Source organism: Enterobacter sp. PL_is511, from assembly GCF_055816065.1.
This window is the reverse complement of record NZ_JBVPGP010000017.1, coordinates 169,212-190,379: the sequence shown is the minus strand read 5'-3', so window position 1 is coordinate 190,379 and position 21,168 is coordinate 169,212. Positions and strand designations below refer to the sequence as shown.

Annotated in this window: 20 protein-coding genes and 1 pseudogene; 8 read left to right on the top strand and 13 right to left on the bottom strand. The window is 53.9% G+C overall.

Going from position 1 to position 21,168, the window contains the following annotated elements; all coding sequences use genetic code 11:
- Position 1: 1 nt before the first annotated feature.
- Positions 2 to 568: a manganese efflux pump MntP gene (gene mntP / locus AC0TN7_RS04710; protein WP_024909727.1), complete on the top strand. Its 567-nt coding sequence runs from the start codon at positions 2 to 4 to the stop codon at positions 566 to 568.
- On the opposite strand, the gene rlmA is transcribed toward mntP, so the two are convergent.
- From rlmA to mgrB, 7 genes and pseudogenes are all read right to left on the bottom strand, one after another.
- Positions 565 to 1,380: a 23S rRNA (guanine(745)-N(1))-methyltransferase gene (gene rlmA, locus AC0TN7_RS04705; protein WP_024909726.1), complete on the bottom strand. Its 816-nt coding sequence runs from the start codon at positions 1,378 to 1,380 to the stop codon at positions 565 to 567. The genes mntP and rlmA overlap by 4 nt on opposite strands.
- A gap of 65 nt (positions 1,381 to 1,445) precedes the next feature.
- Positions 1,446 to 3,146, bottom strand: a complete 1,701-nt coding sequence (gene ftsI / locus AC0TN7_RS04700) for a peptidoglycan glycosyltransferase FtsI (protein ID WP_090419808.1) — start codon at positions 3,144 to 3,146, stop codon at positions 1,446 to 1,448.
- A gap of 237 nt (positions 3,147 to 3,383) precedes the next feature.
- Complete coding sequence (gene cspE, locus AC0TN7_RS04695) at positions 3,384 to 3,593, bottom strand: transcription antiterminator/RNA stability regulator CspE (protein WP_001062678.1); 210 nt, start codon at positions 3,591 to 3,593, stop codon at positions 3,384 to 3,386.
- Between the two features lie 13 nt (positions 3,594 to 3,606).
- Positions 3,607 to 3,751: pseudogene (locus AC0TN7_RS04690) on the bottom strand (DUF2627 domain-containing protein).
- Between the two features lie 525 nt (positions 3,752 to 4,276).
- Positions 4,277 to 5,266: an MBL fold metallo-hydrolase gene (locus tag AC0TN7_RS04685; protein WP_024909724.1), complete on the bottom strand. Its 990-nt coding sequence runs from the start codon at positions 5,264 to 5,266 to the stop codon at positions 4,277 to 4,279.
- A gap of 23 nt (positions 5,267 to 5,289) precedes the next feature.
- Positions 5,290 to 5,580, bottom strand: coding sequence for a YebO family protein (locus tag AC0TN7_RS04680; protein WP_024909723.1), 291 nt, complete (start codon positions 5,578 to 5,580; stop codon positions 5,290 to 5,292).
- A gap of 74 nt (positions 5,581 to 5,654) precedes the next feature.
- Positions 5,655 to 5,798: a PhoP/PhoQ regulatory lipoprotein MgrB gene (gene mgrB, locus AC0TN7_RS04675; protein WP_006175995.1), complete on the bottom strand. Its 144-nt coding sequence runs from the start codon at positions 5,796 to 5,798 to the stop codon at positions 5,655 to 5,657.
- 160 nt (positions 5,799 to 5,958) lie between these two features.
- Between mgrB and AC0TN7_RS04670 the strand changes: the two genes are divergently transcribed.
- Entirely contained in the window at positions 5,959 to 6,198 is a 240-nt protein-coding gene (locus tag AC0TN7_RS04670; protein ID WP_024909722.1) for a YobH family protein, read from the top strand.
- A gap of 66 nt (positions 6,199 to 6,264) precedes the next feature.
- On the opposite strand, the gene kdgR is transcribed toward AC0TN7_RS04670, so the two are convergent.
- On the bottom strand, positions 6,265 to 7,056 hold the full coding sequence (kdgR, locus tag AC0TN7_RS04665) for a DNA-binding transcriptional regulator KdgR (RefSeq protein ID WP_023312208.1): 792 nt from the start codon (positions 7,054 to 7,056) through the stop codon (positions 6,265 to 6,267).
- Between the two features lie 179 nt (positions 7,057 to 7,235).
- Here kdgR and AC0TN7_RS04660 point away from each other — a divergent pair, with 179 nt between their 5' ends.
- Positions 7,236 to 8,609: an MFS transporter gene (locus AC0TN7_RS04660; protein WP_473701875.1), complete on the top strand. Its 1,374-nt coding sequence runs from the start codon at positions 7,236 to 7,238 to the stop codon at positions 8,607 to 8,609.
- A gap of 50 nt (positions 8,610 to 8,659) precedes the next feature.
- Here the strand turns inward: AC0TN7_RS04660 and htpX are convergent, their stop codons facing one another.
- The 4 genes from htpX to AC0TN7_RS04640 all read right to left on the bottom strand — a co-directional run bounded on the left by htpX (position 8,660) and on the right by AC0TN7_RS04640 (position 13,083).
- On the bottom strand, positions 8,660 to 9,541 hold the full coding sequence (gene htpX / locus AC0TN7_RS04655) for a protease HtpX (RefSeq protein ID WP_014884290.1): 882 nt from the start codon (positions 9,539 to 9,541) through the stop codon (positions 8,660 to 8,662).
- 193 nt (positions 9,542 to 9,734) lie between these two features.
- Positions 9,735 to 11,783, bottom strand: coding sequence for a carboxy terminal-processing peptidase (prc, locus tag AC0TN7_RS04650; protein ID WP_473701874.1), 2,049 nt, complete (start codon positions 11,781 to 11,783; stop codon positions 9,735 to 9,737).
- Between the two features lie 19 nt (positions 11,784 to 11,802).
- A complete protein-coding gene (proQ, locus tag AC0TN7_RS04645) occupies positions 11,803 to 12,489 on the bottom strand; it encodes an RNA chaperone ProQ (protein WP_024909719.1) in 687 nt (228 codons plus the stop codon).
- Between the two features lie 96 nt (positions 12,490 to 12,585).
- Positions 12,586 to 13,083, bottom strand: a complete 498-nt coding sequence (locus AC0TN7_RS04640; RefSeq protein WP_032647756.1) for a GAF domain-containing protein — start codon at positions 13,081 to 13,083, stop codon at positions 12,586 to 12,588.
- A gap of 132 nt (positions 13,084 to 13,215) precedes the next feature.
- Between AC0TN7_RS04640 and yebS the strand changes: the two genes are divergently transcribed.
- The 4 genes from yebS to AC0TN7_RS04620 all read left to right on the top strand — a co-directional run bounded on the left by yebS (position 13,216) and on the right by AC0TN7_RS04620 (position 18,967).
- On the top strand, positions 13,216 to 14,499 hold the full coding sequence (gene yebS / locus AC0TN7_RS04635; protein WP_032647758.1) for a membrane integrity lipid transport subunit YebS: 1,284 nt from the start codon (positions 13,216 to 13,218) through the stop codon (positions 14,497 to 14,499).
- Positions 14,468 to 17,101, top strand: a complete 2,634-nt coding sequence (locus AC0TN7_RS04630) for a PqiB family protein (protein WP_153257554.1) — start codon at positions 14,468 to 14,470, stop codon at positions 17,099 to 17,101. Before yebS ends, AC0TN7_RS04630 begins: the two co-directional genes overlap by 32 nt.
- Positions 17,102 to 17,178: 77 nt before the next feature.
- Positions 17,179 to 18,621, top strand: a complete 1,443-nt coding sequence (gene rsmF, locus AC0TN7_RS04625; RefSeq protein ID WP_370883518.1) for a 16S rRNA (cytosine(1407)-C(5))-methyltransferase RsmF — start codon at positions 17,179 to 17,181, stop codon at positions 18,619 to 18,621.
- A 106-nt stretch (positions 18,622 to 18,727) separates the two neighbouring features.
- Complete coding sequence (locus tag AC0TN7_RS04620) at positions 18,728 to 18,967, top strand: YebV family protein (RefSeq protein ID WP_008500472.1); 240 nt, start codon at positions 18,728 to 18,730, stop codon at positions 18,965 to 18,967.
- Between the two features lie 34 nt (positions 18,968 to 19,001).
- Here the strand turns inward: AC0TN7_RS04620 and pphA are convergent, their stop codons facing one another.
- Complete coding sequence (pphA, locus tag AC0TN7_RS04615; RefSeq protein WP_208763017.1) at positions 19,002 to 19,646, bottom strand: protein-serine/threonine phosphatase; 645 nt, start codon at positions 19,644 to 19,646, stop codon at positions 19,002 to 19,004.
- Positions 19,647 to 19,822: 176 nt separating this feature from the next.
- Between pphA and AC0TN7_RS04610 the strand changes: the two genes are divergently transcribed.
- Positions 19,823 to 20,764, top strand: coding sequence for a VirK/YbjX family protein (locus tag AC0TN7_RS04610; RefSeq protein WP_061714879.1), 942 nt, complete (start codon positions 19,823 to 19,825; stop codon positions 20,762 to 20,764).
- Positions 20,765 to 21,168 lie beyond the last annotated feature (404 nt).

Here is a 21,168-nt window from a genome sequence, read left to right as displayed (position 1 = left end):
TATGAATATCTCCGCTACGATCCTTCTCGCTTTTGGCATGTCCATGGACGCATTCGCTGCTTCCATCGGAAAAGGCGCCACGCTCCACAAACCTAAGTTCTCAGAAGCCCTGCGTACCGGTCTGATTTTTGGCGCTATCGAAACGCTGACGCCGCTTATCGGCTGGGGTCTTGGCATGCTCGCCAGCCAGTTCGTGCTGGAGTGGAACCACTGGATTGCGTTCGTCCTGCTGGTATTTCTCGGTGGCCGAATGGTGATTGAAGGTTTTCGCGGCAGCGATGAAGAAGACGAGGAGCCTCAGCACCGCCACGGGTTCTGGCTGCTGGTCACCACGGCCATTGCCACCAGCCTTGATGCGATGGCCGTCGGTGTCGGTCTGGCATTCCTGCAGGTCAATATCATCGCCACCGCGCTGGCCATCGGCTGCGCAACCCTGATTATGTCCACGCTGGGCATGATGCTCGGACGGTTTATCGGCCCGCTGCTGGGTAAACGCGCCGAGATCCTGGGGGGAATTGTGTTGATTGGCATTGGCGCCCAGATCCTCTGGGCACACTTCGCCGGTTAATCTTCGCGCTGCCAGAGATGGATGCTGAAGTCCGTCTGGCAGCCAAATGTTGAGTGTGCCGCTAACGCTTCCCATACTTCCGGTTTTGCCCGCCACGCGAACGGCGTCATCTGCAGCAACGCGGTGGCCTCTTCCCCTTTCAGCGTCATTTCATACGCCACGGTTTGCTCCTGCTTCAGGCTAAAACCGGCCAGCTGTTCAGAATGAGGGGCATGCAGACGCACTTCGTCGTAGATCAGCCCTTTCAGCTCCATCAGATGACGCGGGCCTGGGGTCACGGTGACTACCCATCCGCCCGGTTTTACCACGCGAGCCAGCTCTTCCGCCTTGCAGGGCGCGTAAATGCGAATAACCGCGTCCATGCTGGCATCGTCAAACGGCAGTCGGTGGCTGGATGCCACGCAGAACGTCACGTCCGCGTAACGCTTTGCCGCTGCGCGAATCGCCACTTTCGACACGTCCAGACCGAACGTCTGTGCGCCCTTCTCACGGGCGATCTCGGCAAACCGCGCGGTGTAGTACCCCTCCCCGCAGCCGATATCGAGCATGGCGGTGGCTGAATCCGGCAGAATGTCATTCAGCATCTGCGCGACGGCCTCCCGCAGCGGCAGATAGTGCCCGGCATCAAGAAACGCGCGGCGCGCCCGCATCATTTCAGCACTGTCGCCAGGATCGCGGGAACGCTTATGCTGTACCGGCAGAAGATTCACGTAGCCTTCTTTTGCCCTATCAAACTGATGCCCCTGCGGACAGGTATAACTTTTATCTGAGTGCGTCAGGGGGGCGTGGCAAAGGGGACAGCTGAAGGACATGGTGACTCCGGAGCATAATCAAAGGGCGAAGTGTACCGCTATTCGCCCTGGTTATAAACGCCCGGTTAACGCATGACGATAAGGTGATCGGACCCTGCCGGTAACCCGTCAGGTTTCACATTTTCCAGACGCAGCACGTTACCCATAATCTCACTGAAGACAGGGGCGGAGACGGCCCCGCCGTAGTAGGCACCATTTTGCGGATCGTTAATCACCACCACCAGGGCAAAACGCGGATTGCTGGCAGGTGCAACCCCTGCGGTGTAGGCGACGTATTTATCGACATACTTCCCGCTATCGTCAATTTTCTTCGCCGTACCGGTTTTCACCGCCACCCGGTAATCACGAACGGCGGCCTTAACCCCTCCGCCGCCGGGCAGCGCAACGCTCTCCATCATGTGCTCCACCTCGTGTGCAATCTCTTCCGGCATGACGCGTTGCCCGATAACGGGGGGATCGATACGCGTAATCGAGAGAGGTCGCTCAAGCCCGAAGCCGCCAATCGTGGCGTAGACGTGCGCCAGCTGGAGCGGCGTCACCATCAGCCCGTAGCCGAAGGCAAATGTCGCGCGGTCCAGCTGGCTCCAGTATTTACGCTGGGGCAACAGCCCCGCGCTCTCACCCGTTAAGCCAAGCCCCGTATTCGTGCCGAATCCAAAATTTCGATAGGTATCAATAAGATGCTGGACAGGCATTGCCAGGGACAGTCGGGACACGCCGGTGTCGCTCGATTTTTGCAGGATCCCGGTCATTGTCAGTTCAGGATAATAGCCCACATCGCGGATACGATGCCCGTCGAGGGTATACGGATGCGTGTCAATCACGCTGTCCGGCTGGACCAGCCCCTGCTGCAGGGCCGTCATCAGCACCAGCGGCTTGACCGTGGAACCCGGTTCGAACGTATCGCTGATCGCACGGTTGCGAAAATCGTTTATCGTCGCGCCTTCCCGGTTATTGGGGTTGAAATCCGGATAGCTCGCCATGGCGAGTATTTCCCCGGTGGGGATATTGATGAGCACCGAGGCCCCAGACTCGGCCTTGTTCCAGGCCACGGCATTATCGAGCGCATCCTCGGTGATGGTTTGCAGACGCTCATCGATACTTAACTGGATGTTATGCGCCGGCGCGGGCGCAACTTCCGTCAGGTTTTCAACCACGCGTCCATAGCGATCTTCCCTTACCTGGCGCACACCCGCCTTGCCGGTCAGCTGCGCGTTGAAGCTTTTTTCCACGCCCTCAATGCCCTGCCCGTCAATATTGGTGAAGCCAATCAGGTTCGCTGCCACATGGCCGGCAGGATAAAAACGGCGGGATTCATCGCGTAAATTGATGCCGGGCAGATTGAGTTTATCTATCCACTTTGCCTGTGCCGGATCGACCTGACGGGCAAGATAAATAAAACGGCCCTGCGGGTTGGCGTTGATTCGCGCCGAGAGTGCGCCCAGGGAGAGATGTAGCGCGTTTGCCAACGCCTGCCAGCGTTCGTCGACGCCAACGCCTCCTTTTGCCAGCACCGTTTTAGGATCGGCCCAAACGGCCCGTACAGGCACGCTCACCGCCAGGGGACGACCTTCGCGATCCATTATCATGCCGCGCGGCGCATCAATCGCCAGCTGGCGGAGGGAACGCATATCTTCCTGCTTCACCAGATTGTCAGGCTTGATGATTTGCAGCCAGGCTACGCGGCCAAGTAAAAAGGCCAGACTACAGAAAATAGCTAAACAGAGCAGCGCAAAACGCGCTGGCGTGAAATTGCCAGCGGTCATTATCAATTTCTTCTTCACCTGAACCCCAGGACTGTTAAACAACGCCCTGATTTAACGGGAAAAGATGCGCTTAGGGAGGCGAAACAGTGCTACTAACCTCGCAGCTTTGCAACAAGTTACTAACAAGACCGTGAATGGTAATATTTTGAAAGATTAAGGACATAAAAAAGCCCCGCGTTATGCGAGGCTTTATGTCTGAGAGTGAAGTGCTAAGCGCTTCAGTCAGCAGCGGTTCGATCAGATAGCAGTTACGTTAACTGCAGCTGGGCCTTTCTGGCCGTCCTGAATTTCGAACTCAACGTTCTGGCCTTCAGCCAGAGTTTTGAAGCCGTTACCCTGGATTGCAGAGAAGTGTACGAACACGTCTTTGCTGCCGTCAGCAGGAGTAATGAAACCAAAACCTTTAGACTCGTTGAACCACTTAACTTGACCTTTAATCTTTGCCATTTTGCAAAATTCCTTAGAGTGTTTTCTTAGCCCGCAGGCATTAACTGAGATAAAACTGAGACATTACTGCATGAGGCACTAATATAAGGTTCGGCAGAGAAGCGGTATTCAACGACAACGTGTTTACTCAGGACTTCTTTACTGAAAATGCCACACATAAACAGAACTGTACCTCGTTTGACCCAAAACGTGTTATCACACACTATGTTTAATATGGCAAGCCATTTTTAAACATGTCTCGATCCGCCGCACAAATTCGAACAGTGCCTGTCAGGTTTTGCACAATTATGCGCATCACGTACAGACAGCCCTGCTGCGTAACAAAGACCCAGCGTTGCTTTCACAACCGCTGTAATCTAAGACTTTTTTAACATAGCTCAATCATAACGAACCGTCCAGCAAACAGGAAAAGAAATCTTACGTCTTGATTGAGTTAGAACAATTTGTGAAAACTTATGCTTAAATCATTGTAACGCGACCAAATTGTTTCAGAGAAAAAACAGTGTTAATAACCCGCGCCCAGCTGTATTAAAATGCACCAGCGAATAAACAGCGTTATGCACCAAAATAATGAAATTTTTATGACTCTGCATCAAAAGAAGGCAAGCAAAACGTTTCGATAAAAATAAAACATTCCTGCGCGCCTTTACATCAACAATATATGCAACAATTTATCGCTTCGTTTATAAGGATAAATATTCACCAATCTTCAGTATCCTGAAAGAATGGTTAACTGGTGCTAAATTATCGAGTGCGTGAGTTAACTCCTGCACAGGTTCATCTAAGGATTCATCTGCCAGTTCAAACACGCCCCAGTGAATAGGGAACGCCAGAGGTGAGCCCAGCTGCTGCCACAATGCCACCGCAGATTGCGGATCCATATGATGGACAGCCATGAACCATCGTGGGGCATAGGCACCAATCGGTAACGCGGCGGCATCTATCTGGCCCAGGCGTTCAGGAATTAACAGCAGCTCAGGTGAATAACCGGTATCACCGCTAAACCAGAAACGGTGATGCCGTCCTTCCATCACCCAGCCGCACCATAAGGAACGATTGCGGTTCCATGGCGTGCGCATGCTCCAGTGCTGTGCCGGTACGGCGGTCAGCGTCATCCCCTGCGAGGTGAAACTCTGCCACCAGTCGAGTTCGACCACGCGTTTTGCTCCCCGGCGACGAAACCAGTCGGCGAGGCCCAACGGAACAAAAATACTGACGTCGGGGAAGCGTTTGAGGATACGGCGAAGGGTTGCGTCATCAAGATGATCGTAATGATTATGGGAGATGACGACCGCATCAAGCTGATGAAGCTGGTCGACTGACAGCGCGGGAGGCGTTTTGCGCTGTGGTCCCAGGAAAGGGAGCGGAGAAGCACGTCGAGAAAACACCGGATCGGTAAGGATGATATTGCCGTCCAGCTGCAGCAACACGCTCGCGTGTCCGAGCCACCATACCCCATCTTCCTGAGATTGCGTAAGCTCAACCGGTTGCCACCACTGGCGGATAAAGTCTTCATAACCCAGCGCGGGCGGCTTCGGTAATCCGGCCTCTTTACGCGCTTTACGCCAGCGGTCAAGGTCGCCGGGTTGATGTCCAACAGGATCGGTATTACGAAAACCGTTCGGGGTGTGATGTTTCAGGGAGGGGTCATACCAGGGGTTTTTCCAGACCACAGCCACCTCCCAGGACAAAAAAATTAACGCTCAGCCACCAGGCGGATAAAGTCGTCTTCGTCTTTGTTATCTTCAGCGACTGCGTCTTTCGGCGCGTCTTTCTCTTCCGGTTCGTTAGCCTCACACAGACGGCGTAGCAGCGCATTCTGACGTTTTTGCTGATCGAGCAGCGCTTCCAGCAGTTCAATCTGCTCGTTAGTACGGGAACTGGCGCGATTCACAAAAAACCAAATGACCAGCCCGACAAGCAGAACAACCAAAGAAATCATCAGGGATGCTATATTCAGCAGCCCTGAATTCAGTAACTCACCCATTTCACCACCTCAATAAAAACGTCTATTTTACCACTGGCGCGAAGGAAGGAAATCACCTTGAGAAAAAATGCGTGTTACCACGGAATAAATTTATTGATTGCGCAAACGCCGCTAAAAAACTGTACATCCTGATCGCACATCACATTGATCGTCTGCGTCCATAACACCACGCACGCTATCAGCACGATAATCAGAATTACCCAGCGTATTTTTTTCACTCCACACTCCGTCTAATGACCTGATGTAACGAGGTTATCACGCTTATCTTAAACAAGGGCTAACTGTGCCGCCATCGCGCTTTTTTCAGAATCCTGCACTTGTTTCGTTTCGTAAACCGTTTACGCTAGCATTATGATAACAACGATAAAAGAGGTAATGATGCGCTTAATCATTCGAACAATTATTGCACTGGCCCTTGTCTGGATTGGCCTTCTTCTAACGGGTTATGGCGTGCTTGTGGGAAGCACCGAAAACGCTGCCGGGTTAGGCATTCAGTGTAAATACTTAACAGCACAAGGAATGAGCACTGCACAATATCTGCATACTGACAGCGGGATTGTTGGCTTAACCCACTGTCCGGTCCTGCGTAAGACTTCCGTCGTGATTGATAATGGCTAGTCAGCCGGGTAAATGACCGACAAAAAACGCCGCAACAGATGCGGCGTTTTTTTATGTGAACAGAGATTAGAACGGGTAGTCGTGATACCCCATCTGTTCAGAAATCTTACGTGCGGCAGTGTGGAGAATAGCCACATACTCATGCAGACGCTCTTCGGAGAAACGTAAGGTTGGGAAGGAGATACTTAAGCCCGCGATCACCACGCCAAAACGGTCAAATACCGGAACGCCGATGCAGCGCAGTCCCTCTTCCTGCTCCTCGTTATCTTCGCCATACCCCTGCTCGCGTACGCGATCGAGCACCGTTAGCAGCGCGTCCGTGCTGGTAATGGTTCGTGAGGTACTTTGCTTGTATTCCACGCCTTCGAGGATCTGCTTCACTTCCTCACGATCGCGCCACGCCAGCAGAACTTTACCAATGGCGGTACTGTAGAGCGGGTTGCGACGACCAATGCGCGAATACATGCGCAGATTGTACATGGAGTCGATTTTATGGATGTAAACAATGCTGTCTTCATCCAGCGCGCCGAGATGGATGGTCTCTTTAGTGAGGCGAGAGATTTCACGCATCTGAATATCGGCGCTGCGGATCAGGTCAACATTTTGTAGCGCGCGGGCACCCAGCTCAAACAGCTTCAGCGTCAGGGAGTATTTTTCAGATTCGCCTTCCTGGGCAACGTAACCCAGCGATTTCATGGTCTGCAAAAAGCGATATACGGTGCTTTTTGACATCATCACGCGCTGTGACAACTCTGTAATACCTATTTCACGCTCCTCTCCCAGAGCCTGTAAGATGCCAAACACCTTCAGCACGGAAGAAACAGAATCTGGCTGTTTATCCAAATCCGCAATAGCCATTTACCACCTCATAGCGAGTGTTTTATAAAAATCAGAACCGGTTTTTATTATAAGTTCCCGTCATGTCACCTGCAATCAATCCCCGTTTACTTCGTTACAAATCTGCGACATATCACGGCTGTAACAATGCTAAAATAGTTACCCTGAGAATAATTTCACGCTGAGCTTTTTTAACCCTAATGGAAAAGACCCTTTCCGATGGCCTGCCTTTACCCCAGCGGTATGGCGCGATAGCGACCATCATTATCGGTATATCAATGGCGGTCCTTGACGGCGCAATCGCAAACGTTGCCCTGCCAACCATCGCCAGCGACCTGCACGCCTCTCCCGCCAGTTCGATATGGATTGTTAACGCCTACCAGATTGCGATTGTGGTGTCACTGCTCTCGTTCTCTTTCCTCGGCGATATGTTCGGCTACCGCCGGGTATATCAGTGCGGCCTAGTGGTTTTCACTTTAACCTCCCTGCTCTGTGCCCTTTCAGATTCACTGCATACCCTGACGCTTGCGCGTATTGCGCAGGGTTTTGGCGGCGCGGCGCTCATGAGCGTAAACACGGCGCTGATCCGCTTAATTTATCCGCAGCGTCATCTGGGGCGCGGAATGGGGATAAACTCGTTTATTGTCGCCGTCTCTTCTGCCGCCGGGCCAACGATTGCGGCGGCGATCCTCTCCGTTGCGTCATGGCAATGGCTGTTCGCCATTAACGTGCCGCTGGGTATCGTCGCCATCTTTTTTGCCCTGCGCTTTCTTCCCGCTAACGGTCCCAAAAGCACCATGCCGCGCTTCGACGTGGCGAGTGCGGTGATGAATGCCCTGACCTTTGGCCTGTTGATTACGGCGCTGAGCGGCTTTGCGCAGGGACAGTCTCTGATGCTTACCGGCGCGGAGCTTATCGCCCTGCTGGCGATCGGCTTCTTCTTTGTTCGCCGCCAGCTCACTCTCCCTGTGCCTCTACTGCCTGTTGATCTGCTGCGTATTCCCCTCTTTTCCCTCTCCATTTGCACGTCTGTCTGCTCGTTCTGCGCCCAGATGCTGGCTCTGGTCTCCCTACCCTTCTTTCTGCAAAGCGTGGTTGGACGTTCAGAGGTGGAGACCGGTTTGCTGCTTACCCCCTGGCCGCTGGCGACCATGGTGATGGCACCGCTGGCAGGTTATTTAATTGAACGCGTCCATGCCGGTTTATTGGGTGCTTTGGGGCTGGCGGTGATGGCGACAGGCCTTTTCGCGCTGGCATTGCTACCGTCATCGCCAACCGATCTGGACATCATCTGGCGCATGATCCTGTGCGGCGCGGGGTTTGGTCTGTTCCAGTCCCCTAACAACCACACCATTATCACCTCCGCGCCGCGTCATCGCAGCGGAGGAGCCAGCGGTATGCTGGGGACCGCGCGCCTTCTGGGACAAAGCAGCGGTGCGGCACTGGTCGCCCTGATGTTTAACCTTGCCGGGCAAAACGGTAACCACATTGCGCTTCTCACCGCAGGAGCCCTTGCTTCCCTCGCGGCGGTCGTCAGCGGCCTGCGGGTGACACAGCCCAGGGTTCAGGCATAAAAAAAGCCGGGCAGAGTGTTCTCCTGCCCGGCTTATTAGGGTTCCTGGCGTTACTTCAGGTATTCCCCACTGCGCAGCGCTTCAATACGTTTATCCAGCGGCGGGTGAGACATAAACAGCTCGCTCAGCGATTTGGATTTACCGTTAATGCAGAAGGCCATCATGCTGTTCGCTTCCTGCGGCTCGTAGCTGGTTTTCAGACGCTGCAGCGCGGCAATCATCTTCTCACGACCAACCAGCTTCGCAGAGCCGGCATCCGCGTGGAATTCACGGTGACGAGAGAACCACATGGTGATGATGCTGGCCAGAATACCGAATACCAGTTCCAGAACCATCGACACGGCGAAGTAGATCAGCGGGTTGCCGTTGCTCTCTTCACCTTCGTCGCGGTTGCCGCCCATAAAGCCAGCCGCAATCTGCGCCAGGATACGGGAGATGAAGATCACGAAGGTGTTCACCACACCCTGAATCAGGGTCATGGTCACCATGTCACCGTTTGCGATATGGCTGATTTCGTGGGCGATAACCGCTTCAGCTTCGTCACGGCTCATGTTCTGCAGCAGACCGGTGCTGACGGCAACCAGTGACGCATCGCGACGGGCGCCCGTGGCAAACGCGTTGATGTCCGGGGCATGGTAAATCGCCACCTGCGGCATGGCGATGCCGGCCTGACGGGATTGCTGAGCCACCGTATTCATCAGCCATTGTTCCATATCGTTACGCGGCTGTTCAATAACCTCACCACCCACCGATTTCAGTGCCATCCACTTCGACATCAGCAGGGAGATGAACGAGCCACCAAAACCAAACAGCAGCGCCATAATCAACAGACCCTGAACGCTGCTCGACTGAATTCCTGTCAGGCTTAGCACGAGCCCGAAAACCACCATGACCGCCAGGTTGGTGAGCAGGAAGAGCGCGATTCGCATCATAATTTTCTTTTTACCTCAGTTTAACAAAACGCACTATGCGATTACCCACATCGTATGGGTATTACGGTTATTTTCAAGCATCCGGCGGGCGTAAGTCACCAGAAAGACACAACTTTACACAATTGAAAATCTGGCTGACGGAAGGATGAAGAACAAAAAGAAACAGGCACAATTTCTTGTGCCTGTTGGGAGATTATTTTGCCGGAGCGGGCTGTACGGCAGGTTTCTCTTTTTCCTGATTCGCCAGGTCGAGAGCGATATGTACCGTCTCATCCAGATACGGATCCGGCTCCTGGTAATCTTTTGGCAGATCGTCCAGTTTTTTGAGCAGTGGCTTGCCTTCACGCTTGAAGCGATCGTTGATACGCGCCAGGCGGGTTGCATCGTCTTCGTTGTTCTCTTTCTCACGCTGTGCGTAGTTCAGAGAAACGATATTCCGCTTATCTTTCAAGGCATTGAAGCGTGCGATGTCCTTCATGATGTACTGGAATTCCGGATCTTTCGCGATGCGGTCGTTATGCGCTTTCAGCAGTTCAGGGCCAAATTGCGTCATATCACCCGCTTTCACGTAGGTCGCGGCATTGATGCTGTCCCACGGTAACGCGTTATCTTCAAACTTCTCGCCGGTTTCCGTCTCTTCCGTGCCTGTCGGCATCATAATGTCCGGCGTTACGCCCTTACGCTGCGTACTGCCGCCATTCACGCGGTAGAATTTCTGAATGGTGTACTGAACCGAGCCCAGTGCAGGCCATTCCGGACGCAGCATTTGATCGTAGATACGATTAAGAGAACGATACTGCTGAACGGTGCCTTTCCCGAAGGTTGGCTCACCGACGATCAGCGCACGGCCATAATCCTGCATGGCAGCGGCAAAGATCTCAGACGCGGAAGCACTGAAGCGGTCAACCAGGACCACCAGCGGGCCTTTGTAGTAGACCACACCGTCGTTGTCGGCATCTTCACGCACTTTACCGTTGTTATCGCGCACCTGCACCACGGGACCCGATGGAATGAACAGACCAGAGAGTGAAACCGCTTCCGTCAGCGCTCCGCCGCCGTTACTGCGCAGGTCGATGATAATGCTGCTGACGTTCTGCTTTTCAAGCTTCTGCAGCTGAACTTTCACATCGTCAGTCAGCCCTACGTAGAAGCCAGGAATATCCAGGACACCCACCTTCTCTTTACCCACGGTTTTCACCGACATTTTCACCGCGCGGTCTTCCAGACGGATACGCTCGCGGGTCAGGGTAACGATACGGGTTTTGGTGCCTTTTCCGGCTGGCAGGACTTCCAGACGAACCTTGCTGCCTTTCGGACCTTTGATCAGCGCAACCACGTCATCAAGACGCCAGCCGATCACGTCGACCATGTTCTGTCCGGTTTGTCCTACACCCACAATACGATCGCCTACGCTAATCGCTTTGCTTTTGGATGCCGGGCCACCCGCAACCATCGAATTGATCACCGTGTAATCATCGTCCATCTGCAGCACCGCGCCGATACCTTCAAGAGACAGGCTCATCTCGGTATTGAACTGTTCGGTGTTGCGTGGAGAGAGATAGTTGGTGTGCGGATCGATTTCGTGAGCAAAGGCCGTCATGGCCAGCGAGAAGACATCCTCACTGTTGGTCTGCGCCAGACGACGAATGGCGAATTTGTAACGACGCGTGAGCGTGTCACGGATCTCTTTTTCGTCTTTGCCGGTAAGCTTGAGGCTCAGTTCATCGTATTTAACTTTACCGTCCCACAGCGCATTCAACTCGGCTTCATCTTTCGGCCAGGGTGCTTTACTGCGATCCAGATTAAAGGTGTCGTTGCCGGTGAAGTCCATCGGACGTTCCAGCACTTTCAGCGCGTACTGATAGCGTTCGAAGCGGCGCTTTTGCGACAGGTTGTAGAGATCGTAGAACAGATCCAGCTTGCCTGAGCGCAACTCGTCACCCACCTCGGATTTGCGCTTAGCGAACTGCTCGACATCGCTGGCGAGCAAAACGTTATGGCTGTAATCCAGCAAGTTCAGATAGCGGTCAAAGATTTTGGCCGAAAAGGCCTGATCGAGATCGAACTGACGATAGTGCGAGCGGGTAAAACGTGAGGTCACGCGCTCGCTCACCGTCGCGTGCTGCGTCTCTTCCTTGAGAACCGGAATTTGATCAACACGCGTGATATCGTCCACTGCAAAAGCGTGACCTGTTATGGCATACAGGCCCGCCAGCGCGGTGAGCTTAAAAAAAGTGTTCATGCCAGGCTTGGCCTCCGTTTCAGAACAACAAGTGTTCTGCGCGTACAATCATTGACATACCAGAAGTCAGCTGTACACGAACGCCATCTTTGGTGATTTCCAGTACGGTGGCGTCCATAGCATTGTTACCCGCTTTTACCTTCAGCGCCTGACCTACGCTCAGGGCGTTAATGTCAGAAACCGGCGTATGGCGCGGCTCTTCACGAGGGGCACGCGGGGCTTTTGCTGCTGGTTTGTCTGCACGCGGTTTGCGATCGTTATTATCGTGACGGCGCGGCGCAGGGCGTGGTTTACGCTCACGACGAGGCGCATCTTCCTGGCCGTTTGCCGCGGCGGCTTCGCGTTTTTTCGCCTGCTGTTCTGCACGTTGTGCCTGAACGCGTGCTTTGGCTTCTTCAAGCTGCTTGCGCGCGTGCTCAACGTGCTGCTCGTCCAGCTCACCACACGGGTTGCCGTCGAGATCCACACGGGTCGCGCCAGCTTTGATACCGTACAGGTAACGCCAGCTCGAAGTATAAAGACGTAAGGCGGAACGCAGCTGAGTTTTGCTGAGGTTCATTTCCCCTTCAACACGTGCCACCAGATCCTGAAAAATACCGACTTTCAGGGGACGCGCTTCACCTTCCGCGCTGAAGCACTGCGGGAAACGCTCGGCCAGAAATGCGATAACTTCTTTACTGCTATTCAACTTAGGTTGATTTTCCATGAAATTTCCTGATTACAACGGACGTTGCCAACAAGCGCAGGCATGAACAGGCGTCATTATAATGACGCTATCAGTAAATGCTACGTTATCCGTTGATTATCCTGCGACGCTCGCAAAGAATTTTTGATAATCGGTTGCCGCGAGTACGTTTTCCAGATTAGCCACCAGCTCGCGCAGCCCCTGTTCGTCCTCGGTTGTAAAGCGACTGAAGACCGTACTGTCGATATCCAGAACGCCAATAATCTGATTTTTGACCACCAGAGGCAGAACGATTTCAGAATTACTGGCGGCATCGCAGGCAATGTGCCCGTCAAATGCATGAACATCTTCCACACGCTGGACCTGATTCTCGGCCACCGCCGTGCCGCATACGCCGCGCCCTACCGGAATACGCACGCAGGCCAGTTTGCCCTGGAACGGACCGAGCACCAGCGTTTCACCTTCCAGAAGGTAAAAGCCGGCCCAGTTCACCTCAGAGAGACGTTCAAACAGCAATGCGCTAGTATTTGCCAGAGTGGCTAAGAAGCTGGTCTCACCCGCCATCAATGCCTTAAAATCGCGGTTCAGATCCGCGTAGAATTCTGTTTTGTTCATTATTCAATCACTTAGTTGTCTTACAAATTTACCGCATAGCCTATTAAAATAAGCATTAAATGCGCTCATGCTCAAGATGAATCCGTTCATGAGTTATTATAACTTTCAACAATACTTATTTGTGCGCAGCTGATGGCCTTAAAAACAACCAAAATTACGCCGACAAGAAAGATAACTGTCCATACGGTAAGCGAAGCTTTGCCACGTGCACATTATCAGCGTTGCCCCCAGTGCGATACGCTTTTTATGTTGCCGAAGATGAAATCGCACCAAAGTGCCTTCTGTCCCCGCTGCGACGCCAAAATTCGCGATGGCCGAGACTGGTCGTTAACCCGTCTCGCCGCCATGGCCGTCACCATGCTGCTGCTGATGCCCTTCGCCTGGAGCGAACCGCTGCTGAAACTCTACCTGCTTGGCGTGCGCATTGACGCCAACGTGCTGCAGGGTATCTGGCAGATGACCCGTCAGGGCGATCCCATCACCGCCGCCATGGTGCTGTTCTGCACCGTTGGCGCGCCGCTGGTGCTGGTTGCCGCCATTGCCTATCTTTGGTTTGGCAATATCCTCGGCATGAACCTTCGCCCGGTGCTGCTGATGCTGGATAAGCTCAAAGAGTGGGTGATGCTGGATATTTATCTGGTGGGCGTGGGCGTTGCGTCAATAAAGGTACAGGACTACGCCTTTTTGCAGCCCGGCATCGGGCTCTTTGCTTTCATCTGCCTGGTATTGCTAAGCATCCTGACGCTGATTCACCTGAACGTTGAGCAGCTCTGGGAACGGTTTTACCCTCAGCGCCCCGCTACACGCCCCGATGAAAATCTGCGCGTCTGTCTGGGATGCCACTATACCGGCTTACCCGACGCGCGTGGACGCTGCCCGCGGTGCCACATTCCGCTGAGACTGCGCCGCAACAATAGCCTGCAAAAATGCTGGGCCGCGCTGATCGCCTCCCTGGTGTTTCTGATCCCAGCCAATATGCTGCCGATTTCTATCATTTACGTGAATGGCGGGCGTCAGGAGGATACTATCCTCTCCGGGATTATCTCCCTTGCACACAGTAACGTCGGGGTGGCGGCGATCGTCTTTATTGCCAGTATCCTGGTTCCCTTTACCAAAGTGGTGGTGATGTTTACCCTGCTCATCAGCATTCACTTTAAATGTGAACAAGGCTTACGAACACGCATTCTGCTTCTGCGGTTCGTCACCTGGATTGGCCGCTGGTCAATGTTAGATCTGTTCGTGATTTCGCTGATGATGTCGCTCATCAATCGCGACCAGCTACTTGCTTTTACAATGGGACCCGCGGCTTTTTATTTCGGCTCTGCGGTGATATTGACTATTCTTGCTGTGGAATGGCTGGATAGCCGCTTACTTTGGGATGCACATGAGTCAGGAAACCCCCGCTTCGCCGACTGAAGCGAGAATTAAAACAAAACGCCGCATTTCGCCATTCTGGTTGCTGCCCGTCATCGCCCTGATGATTGCAGGCTGGCTAATCTGGACGAGCTATGAAGATCGCGGGAGTACGGTCACCATTGATTTCCAGACCGCGGACGGCATCGTCGCCGGGCGAACGCCCGTTCGCTTCCAGGGGGTTGAAGTAGGTACGGTTCAGGACATCTCCCTTGGAAAAGGGCTGAACAAGATTCAGGTGCGGGTCAGTATTAAATCTGATATGCAGGATGCCCTGCGCAGCGAAACGCAGTTCTGGCTGGTGACGCCTAAAGCCTCTCTGGCCGGCGTGTCCGGGCTGGATGCGCTCGTGGGCGGTAACTATATTGGCATGATGCCAGGTAAAGGCGAGCCGCAGGATCACTTTGTTGCTCTGGATACGCAGCCCAAGTACCGCCTCAATAACGGCGATTTAATGATCCATCTGCAGGCGCCGGATCTCGGTTCTCTGAACAGTGGCTCACTGGTCTATTTCCGCAAAATCCCGGTTGGCCGCGTGTACGACTACGCGATTAACCCGAATAAACAGGGCGTCACCATCGACGTGCTGATCGAGCGTCGCTTCACCAATCTGGTGAAAAAAGGCAGCCGCTTCTGGAACGTCTCCGGCGTGGATGCGGACCTCAGCCTGAGCGGTGCGAAAGTGAAGCTGGAGAGTCTGGCCGCGCTGGTGAATGGCGCTATTGCCTTTGACTCCCCGGAAAACTCAAGCCCTGCCACCGCTGATGACTCATTTGGATTGTATGCTGACCTGGCGCACAGCCAGCGCGGCGTGATCGTCAAACTCGCCCTGCCCGATGCTAAAGGGCTAAAAGCGGGCTCAACGCCGCTGATGTATCAGGGATTGCAGGTTGGTCAGCTCACCAAAATGACGCTCAACCCGGGCGGCTCAGTCACCGGCGAAATGACGGTCGACCCGAGCGTGGTCGATCTCCTGCGCGAGAAAACGCGCATCGAAATGCGCAGTCCAAAGCTCTCTCTGAACGATGCCAGCCTCAGCACGCTGTTGACCGGCAATACGTTTGAGCTCATCCCCGGTGAAGGTGAACCCAGCAATAGCTTCGTGATTGCCCCGGCGGATAAAGCCCTGCTGCAAAAACCGGGCGTGGTAACCGTCACGCTGAATGCGCCAGAAAGTTACGGTATCGAAGCCGGGCAGCCGCTAATTTTACACGGCGTGCAGGTCGGTCAGGTGCTGGAGCGTAAGCTCTCCGCGGATGGCGTGACGTTCTCGGTCGCCATCGATCCGCAATACAGCGACCTGGTGCACGGTGACAGCAAATTCGTGGTGAACAGTCGCGTCGATGTGAAGGTGGGTCTGGACGGCGTGGAGTTCCTCGGCGCCAGCGCCAGCGAATGGGTTAACGGCGGCATCCGTATTTTGCCTGGCGATAAAGGCCCCGTGCGCGACAGCTATCCGCTGTATGCCAACCTCGAGAAAGCGATTGAAAACAGTCTGAGCGATCTTCCTACCACCACGCTGACGCTAAGCGCCGAAACGCTGCCGGACGTACAGGCGGGATCCGTGGTGCTGTATCGCAAGTTTGAAGTCGGGGAAGTGATCACCGTTCGCCCGCGTGCGGACGCCTTTGATATCGAACTGCACATCAAGCCGGAGTACCGCAAGCTGCTGACGCCAAACAGCGTCTTCTGGGCCGAAGGCGGCGCGAAAGTTCAGCTTAACGGTAACGGGCTGACCGTGCAGGCCTCCCCGCTCTCACGCGCGCTGCGCGGGGCGATTAGCTTCGATAATCTCAGCGGCGCGGGTGCGAATCTGCGCAAAGGTGATAAGCGTATTCTCTTCCCGTCCGAAACCGCCGCACGTGCAGTAGGCGGGCAGATTACCCTGCACGCGTTTGATGCCGGTAAGCTGGCGGAAGGCATGCCAATTCGCTATCTGGGTATTGATATCGGGCAGATCCAGAAGCTGACGCTGATTACCTCACGTAACGAGGTGCAGGCCACCGCCGTGCTTTACCCGGAATATGTGCAGACCTTCGCCCGCACGGGCTCGCGCTTCTCGGTGGTCACGCCGCAGATCTCGGCCGCGGGCGTTGAGCATCTCGACACCATTTTGCAGCCGTACATCAACGTTGAGCCCGGCCAGGGCAATGCCCGTCGCGATTTCGAGCTGCAGGAAGCCACGATCACCGACTCACGCTACCTTGGCGGCCTGAGCATCGTGGTGGAAGTGCCGGAAGCAGGCTCGCTGAACATCGGCACGCCGGTACTGTTCCGCGGCATTGAGGTGGGTACGGTCACGGGCCTGACGCTCGGTACACTCTCCGATCGCGTGATGGTGGCGTTACGCATCAGCGAACGCTACCAGCACCTGGTTCGAAATAACTCGGTATTCTGGCTGGCATCCGGCTACTCGCTGGACTTCGGCCTGACGGGTGGCGTGGTGAAAACCGGCACCTTCAACCAGTTCATTCGCGGCGGTATCGCGTTTGCCACGCCGCCGGGAACGCCGCTGGCGCCGAAAGCGCAGCCAGGTAAACACTTCCTGCTGCTCGAAAGCGAACCGAAAGAGTGGCGCGAATGGGGAACCGCCCTGCCACGTTAAACAGCAAGGCTCCGGTGTCAACGCACCGGAGCCTTTATGTTACACTGCGCACCTGAACTTTTCCCTGTGGTGTGCCCGTGGCTCAAAACTCCGTATTTCTTCCTGAACAATTCCTGGCGCAGATGCGCGAGGCGCTTCCTTCTCACCTGTCGTTAGACGATTTTATCGCCGCCTGCCAGCGTCCGTTACGCCGAAGTATTCGCGTCAACACGTTGAAAATCAGCGTCGATGATTTTCTGGCACTGGTCTCGCCGTACGGCTGGCAGCTTACGCCGGTACCGTGGTGTGCTGAGGGGTTCTGGATCGAGCGCGATGACGAAGCCTCACTCCCGCTGGGCAGCACCGCTGAACATCTGAGCGGCCTGTTCTATATTCAGGAAGCCAGCTCGATGCTGCCTGTTGCCGCCCTGTTTACCGATGGCAATTCGCCTGAGCGCGTGATGGATGTTGCCGCGGCGCCCGGCTCAAAAACCACGCAAATTGCCGCCCGGATGGGTAACCAGGGGGCGATCCTTGCTAACGAGTTTTCCGCCAGCCGCGTGAAGGTGCTGCATGCCAACATCAGCCGCTGCGGTATTCATAATGTTGCACTGACGCACTTCGACGGACGCGTGTTTGGCGCCGCCCTACCGGAAGCCTTCGATGCCATTCTGCTGGACGCCCCCTGCTCCGGCGAAGGGGTGGTGCGCAAAGATCCCGATGCGTTAAAGAACTGGTCCGTGGAAAGCAACCTGGAGATCGCCGCCACGCAGCGAGAGCTGATCGAGAGCGCATTTCACGCTTTGCGCCCTGGCGGCACGCTGGTCTATTCAACGTGCACCCTTAACCGCGATGAAAACGAAGACGTCTGTCTGTGGTTGAAAGCGAACTATTCGGATGCAGTCGAGTTTCTGCCGCTTAACGATCTGTTTGCCTCGGCACAAGAGGCGGTCACCCCCGAGGGTTTCCTTCACGTGTTCCCGCAGATTTACGACTGCGAAGGGTTCTTTGTGGCGCGTCTGCGTAAAACGCAGGCGGTTGCTCCCCTGCCCGCACCTAAATTCAAGGTCGGCAACTTCCCGTTTGCCCCTCTTAAAGGTCGCGATGCAGCACAGCTTGAAGCCGCCGCCAAAAAGGTTGGGCTGGTCTGGGATGAGAGCCTGCATCTCTGGATGCGTGATAAAGAGATATGGCTGTTCCCGGCACAGATCGAGCCGCTCATCGGAAAGGTCCGTTTTTCGCGAATCGGGATCCGCCTGGCGGAAGTGCATAACAAAGGGTATCGCTGGCAGCATGAGGCCGTTATCGCCCTTGCCGGACGCGAGAATACCTTTGCCCTGACGCATCAGGAAGCGGAAGAGTGGTACCGTGGACGCGATGTCTATCCGGACAGCGCGCCATCAGGCGATGAAGTGATAGTGACGTATCAGGGATACCCGCTGGGGCTGGCAAAAAAAGTCGGCTCAAGGCTGAAAAATAGCTATCCGCGCGAGTTGGTTCGGGATGGTCGGCTGTTTACCGGTAACGATCGCACTGCCTGAAAAAAAGCGCATTTTTTTACTGGCGATTTTGCTCTCCTTGTCTACGATCAAAAATGGGTGACTGCACTGGTCATACCAGATTTTGACAACCGACCCGGAGAGCATTATGACGAAAACCAGCGTGCGTATTGGCGCTTTTGAGATCGACGACGCAGAGCTGCGCGGCGAAGCACAAGGCGATCGAACGTTAAGTATTCCCTGCAAATCCGACCCGGATTTGTGCATGCAGCTCGATGCATGGGATGCAGATACCAGCGTCCCGGCAATACTTGATGGCGAACACTCTGTCCTTTACCGCGAGCATTACGATAGTAAAACCGATGCCTGGGTCATGCGTCTTGCCTGACCTAAAGAGAACCCGCCCGAAGGCGGGTTATTTATTACTGCAGCTGCGCCAGCGTAAAGTAACCGTCGAAAACAGCCCCCGTATCAATGTAGTGGAGATTATTAAAATCATACCTTCTGTCGAGGGGCGTATGTCCAAACCAGAAATGATCCGCGCCGCTGATGCCCTGCCCTTTGCCCACCATAAATCCCATCAACCTGTCGCGGTTCCATAAGACGCGCTGGGCGCTGACCGGTTTTTGCCATTGGTATTCCGCAGCCGGATAATCCGCATGGGCTATCACATTCAGACCATTCGCACAGGTTATCTCGATGATATGCGGTAAATCGCGACAGGCCTCAAGCAACGACAGCGCAAGCTGTTGCTGGTCGCGTTCAAGATGCGCAAACCACATTCCGCCATTCATCGTCCAGAGCGAAAAATCGTTATTATCCAGACTGTCGAGCGCCATTTGCTCGTGGTTGCCCCGCACGGCACGAAACCATTTTTCATGTATTAACTGCAGGCATTTCACGCTATCAGGGCCACGATCGATGATATCCCCGACAGAAATAAGCAAATCCTCATACGGGTTAAAATGACGGCGTTTAAGCTCATCCATAAGCCACTGATAACAGCCGTGTATATCGCTGACAACCCAGACGTGACGCCACATCCCACCTTCAATTCGCTGATACATAAGCCCTCCCATAGGAAGTATAGTTACAGTTGACTTATGTGTAGGGACGCTGCACAGGAGCGCTTTTCATGAAGCTAAACAAACAGTAAACTAAGGATAAATAAATGTTTCACCAGTATTAATACTCTTTTGCATGCCCCCTAAAATATGCATTGCATAAACTTTGAGGTTTTCCCGTGTCAAATACGCGCCTGCAAAACGATGCGCCACAATCGCATCGTACCCATATCATTTCCGAACTGGTGAAAGGCAAACTCGTTCCAGGCCCTATCTGGCAAAAACGCGAGTACCGTCTTAAATTTCTGTTACGTTCATTGCTGTTCTGGTCTTCTACGCATCGCATGCTCGATGCGCTGGCTCGCCGCGACGATTTTGATCAGTTACTGGCTTCGCAGATCACCCTGCCGAGCAAAACACATCGCCAGTATCTGATGCGTGGCATGAACGCCAATGCGCGTGCTGATGCCATCGTCAGCCATTATCAGTGGATTGACTCTCTGAAAGACGTCGGCCTGGTCAAGGCCTTAACCGGACCACAAGAGCAATCCATTGTTGAGTTTCATGCCAAAGATGGCGTGAGCTATAACGTCAACGCCATGAATGCCAGTAAAGCAGAGCGTGAGGGCGAATGTACGCTGTGGCTGCGTGATAACGAAAATACCCTGCTTGCCAGTGTGACATTTTGCGTTGCTCGCGAAAACGGAGAATATGTTCTGGTGATTGGCGGTCTTCAGGGCCCGCGACGCAGCGTATCCCGTGATGTGATCAAACAGGCAACCCGAGCCTGCCATGGTCTCTTCCCGAAACGCGTGTTGATGGAAGTGCTTTTCCAATTGGCCACACTTTCCGGCATCAAAGCCATTTATGCGGTCAGCGATGAAGGTCATATCTTCCGTGCACTGCGTTATCGTCTGAGTAAAGGTCGCCATTTCCACGCCAGCTATGATGAGTTTTGGGCCTCTATCGACGGTCAAAAACGTTCAACCTTCAGTTGGCAGTTGCCATTGCAGATGGAGCGCAAATCCCTTGAGGAGATCGCCAGTAAAAAGCGTGCCGAATACCGCCGTCGCTTTGAACTGCTTGATGAAATTGAGGCATCCGTTAAATCCCGCTTTTAAACACGGTTCTGGCTTTTACTGATTGCACACGAAAATTTAACAAAACAGGCAAAAAGGGCTGGACTTCCGCATGCTGTGTTGCGTTATGTTTTAAGCAGTCGAACAGGACGAGCGCGCTGTATGAGAAAGAACTATTGGGATTACTCGTTTACTTTCATACAGATAAAAAGAGACCGAATTCGATTCCTGTTTATACCTGCAATTTATATTTCTGCGGTATATCAAACACATACGCATCAACCAGATTAAAAAGCATACATCTGGTGATGCGTTTTCAGGCACTAAAAATCATACAGTTACTTAAAATTCCGGACAAATTCGGACGTATTTCGAATCGATTCATATCAAATTTACCAGCCGCCCCCGTTCCTGCATACTACGGGTTGCGGCTTCCTGATTGTAAA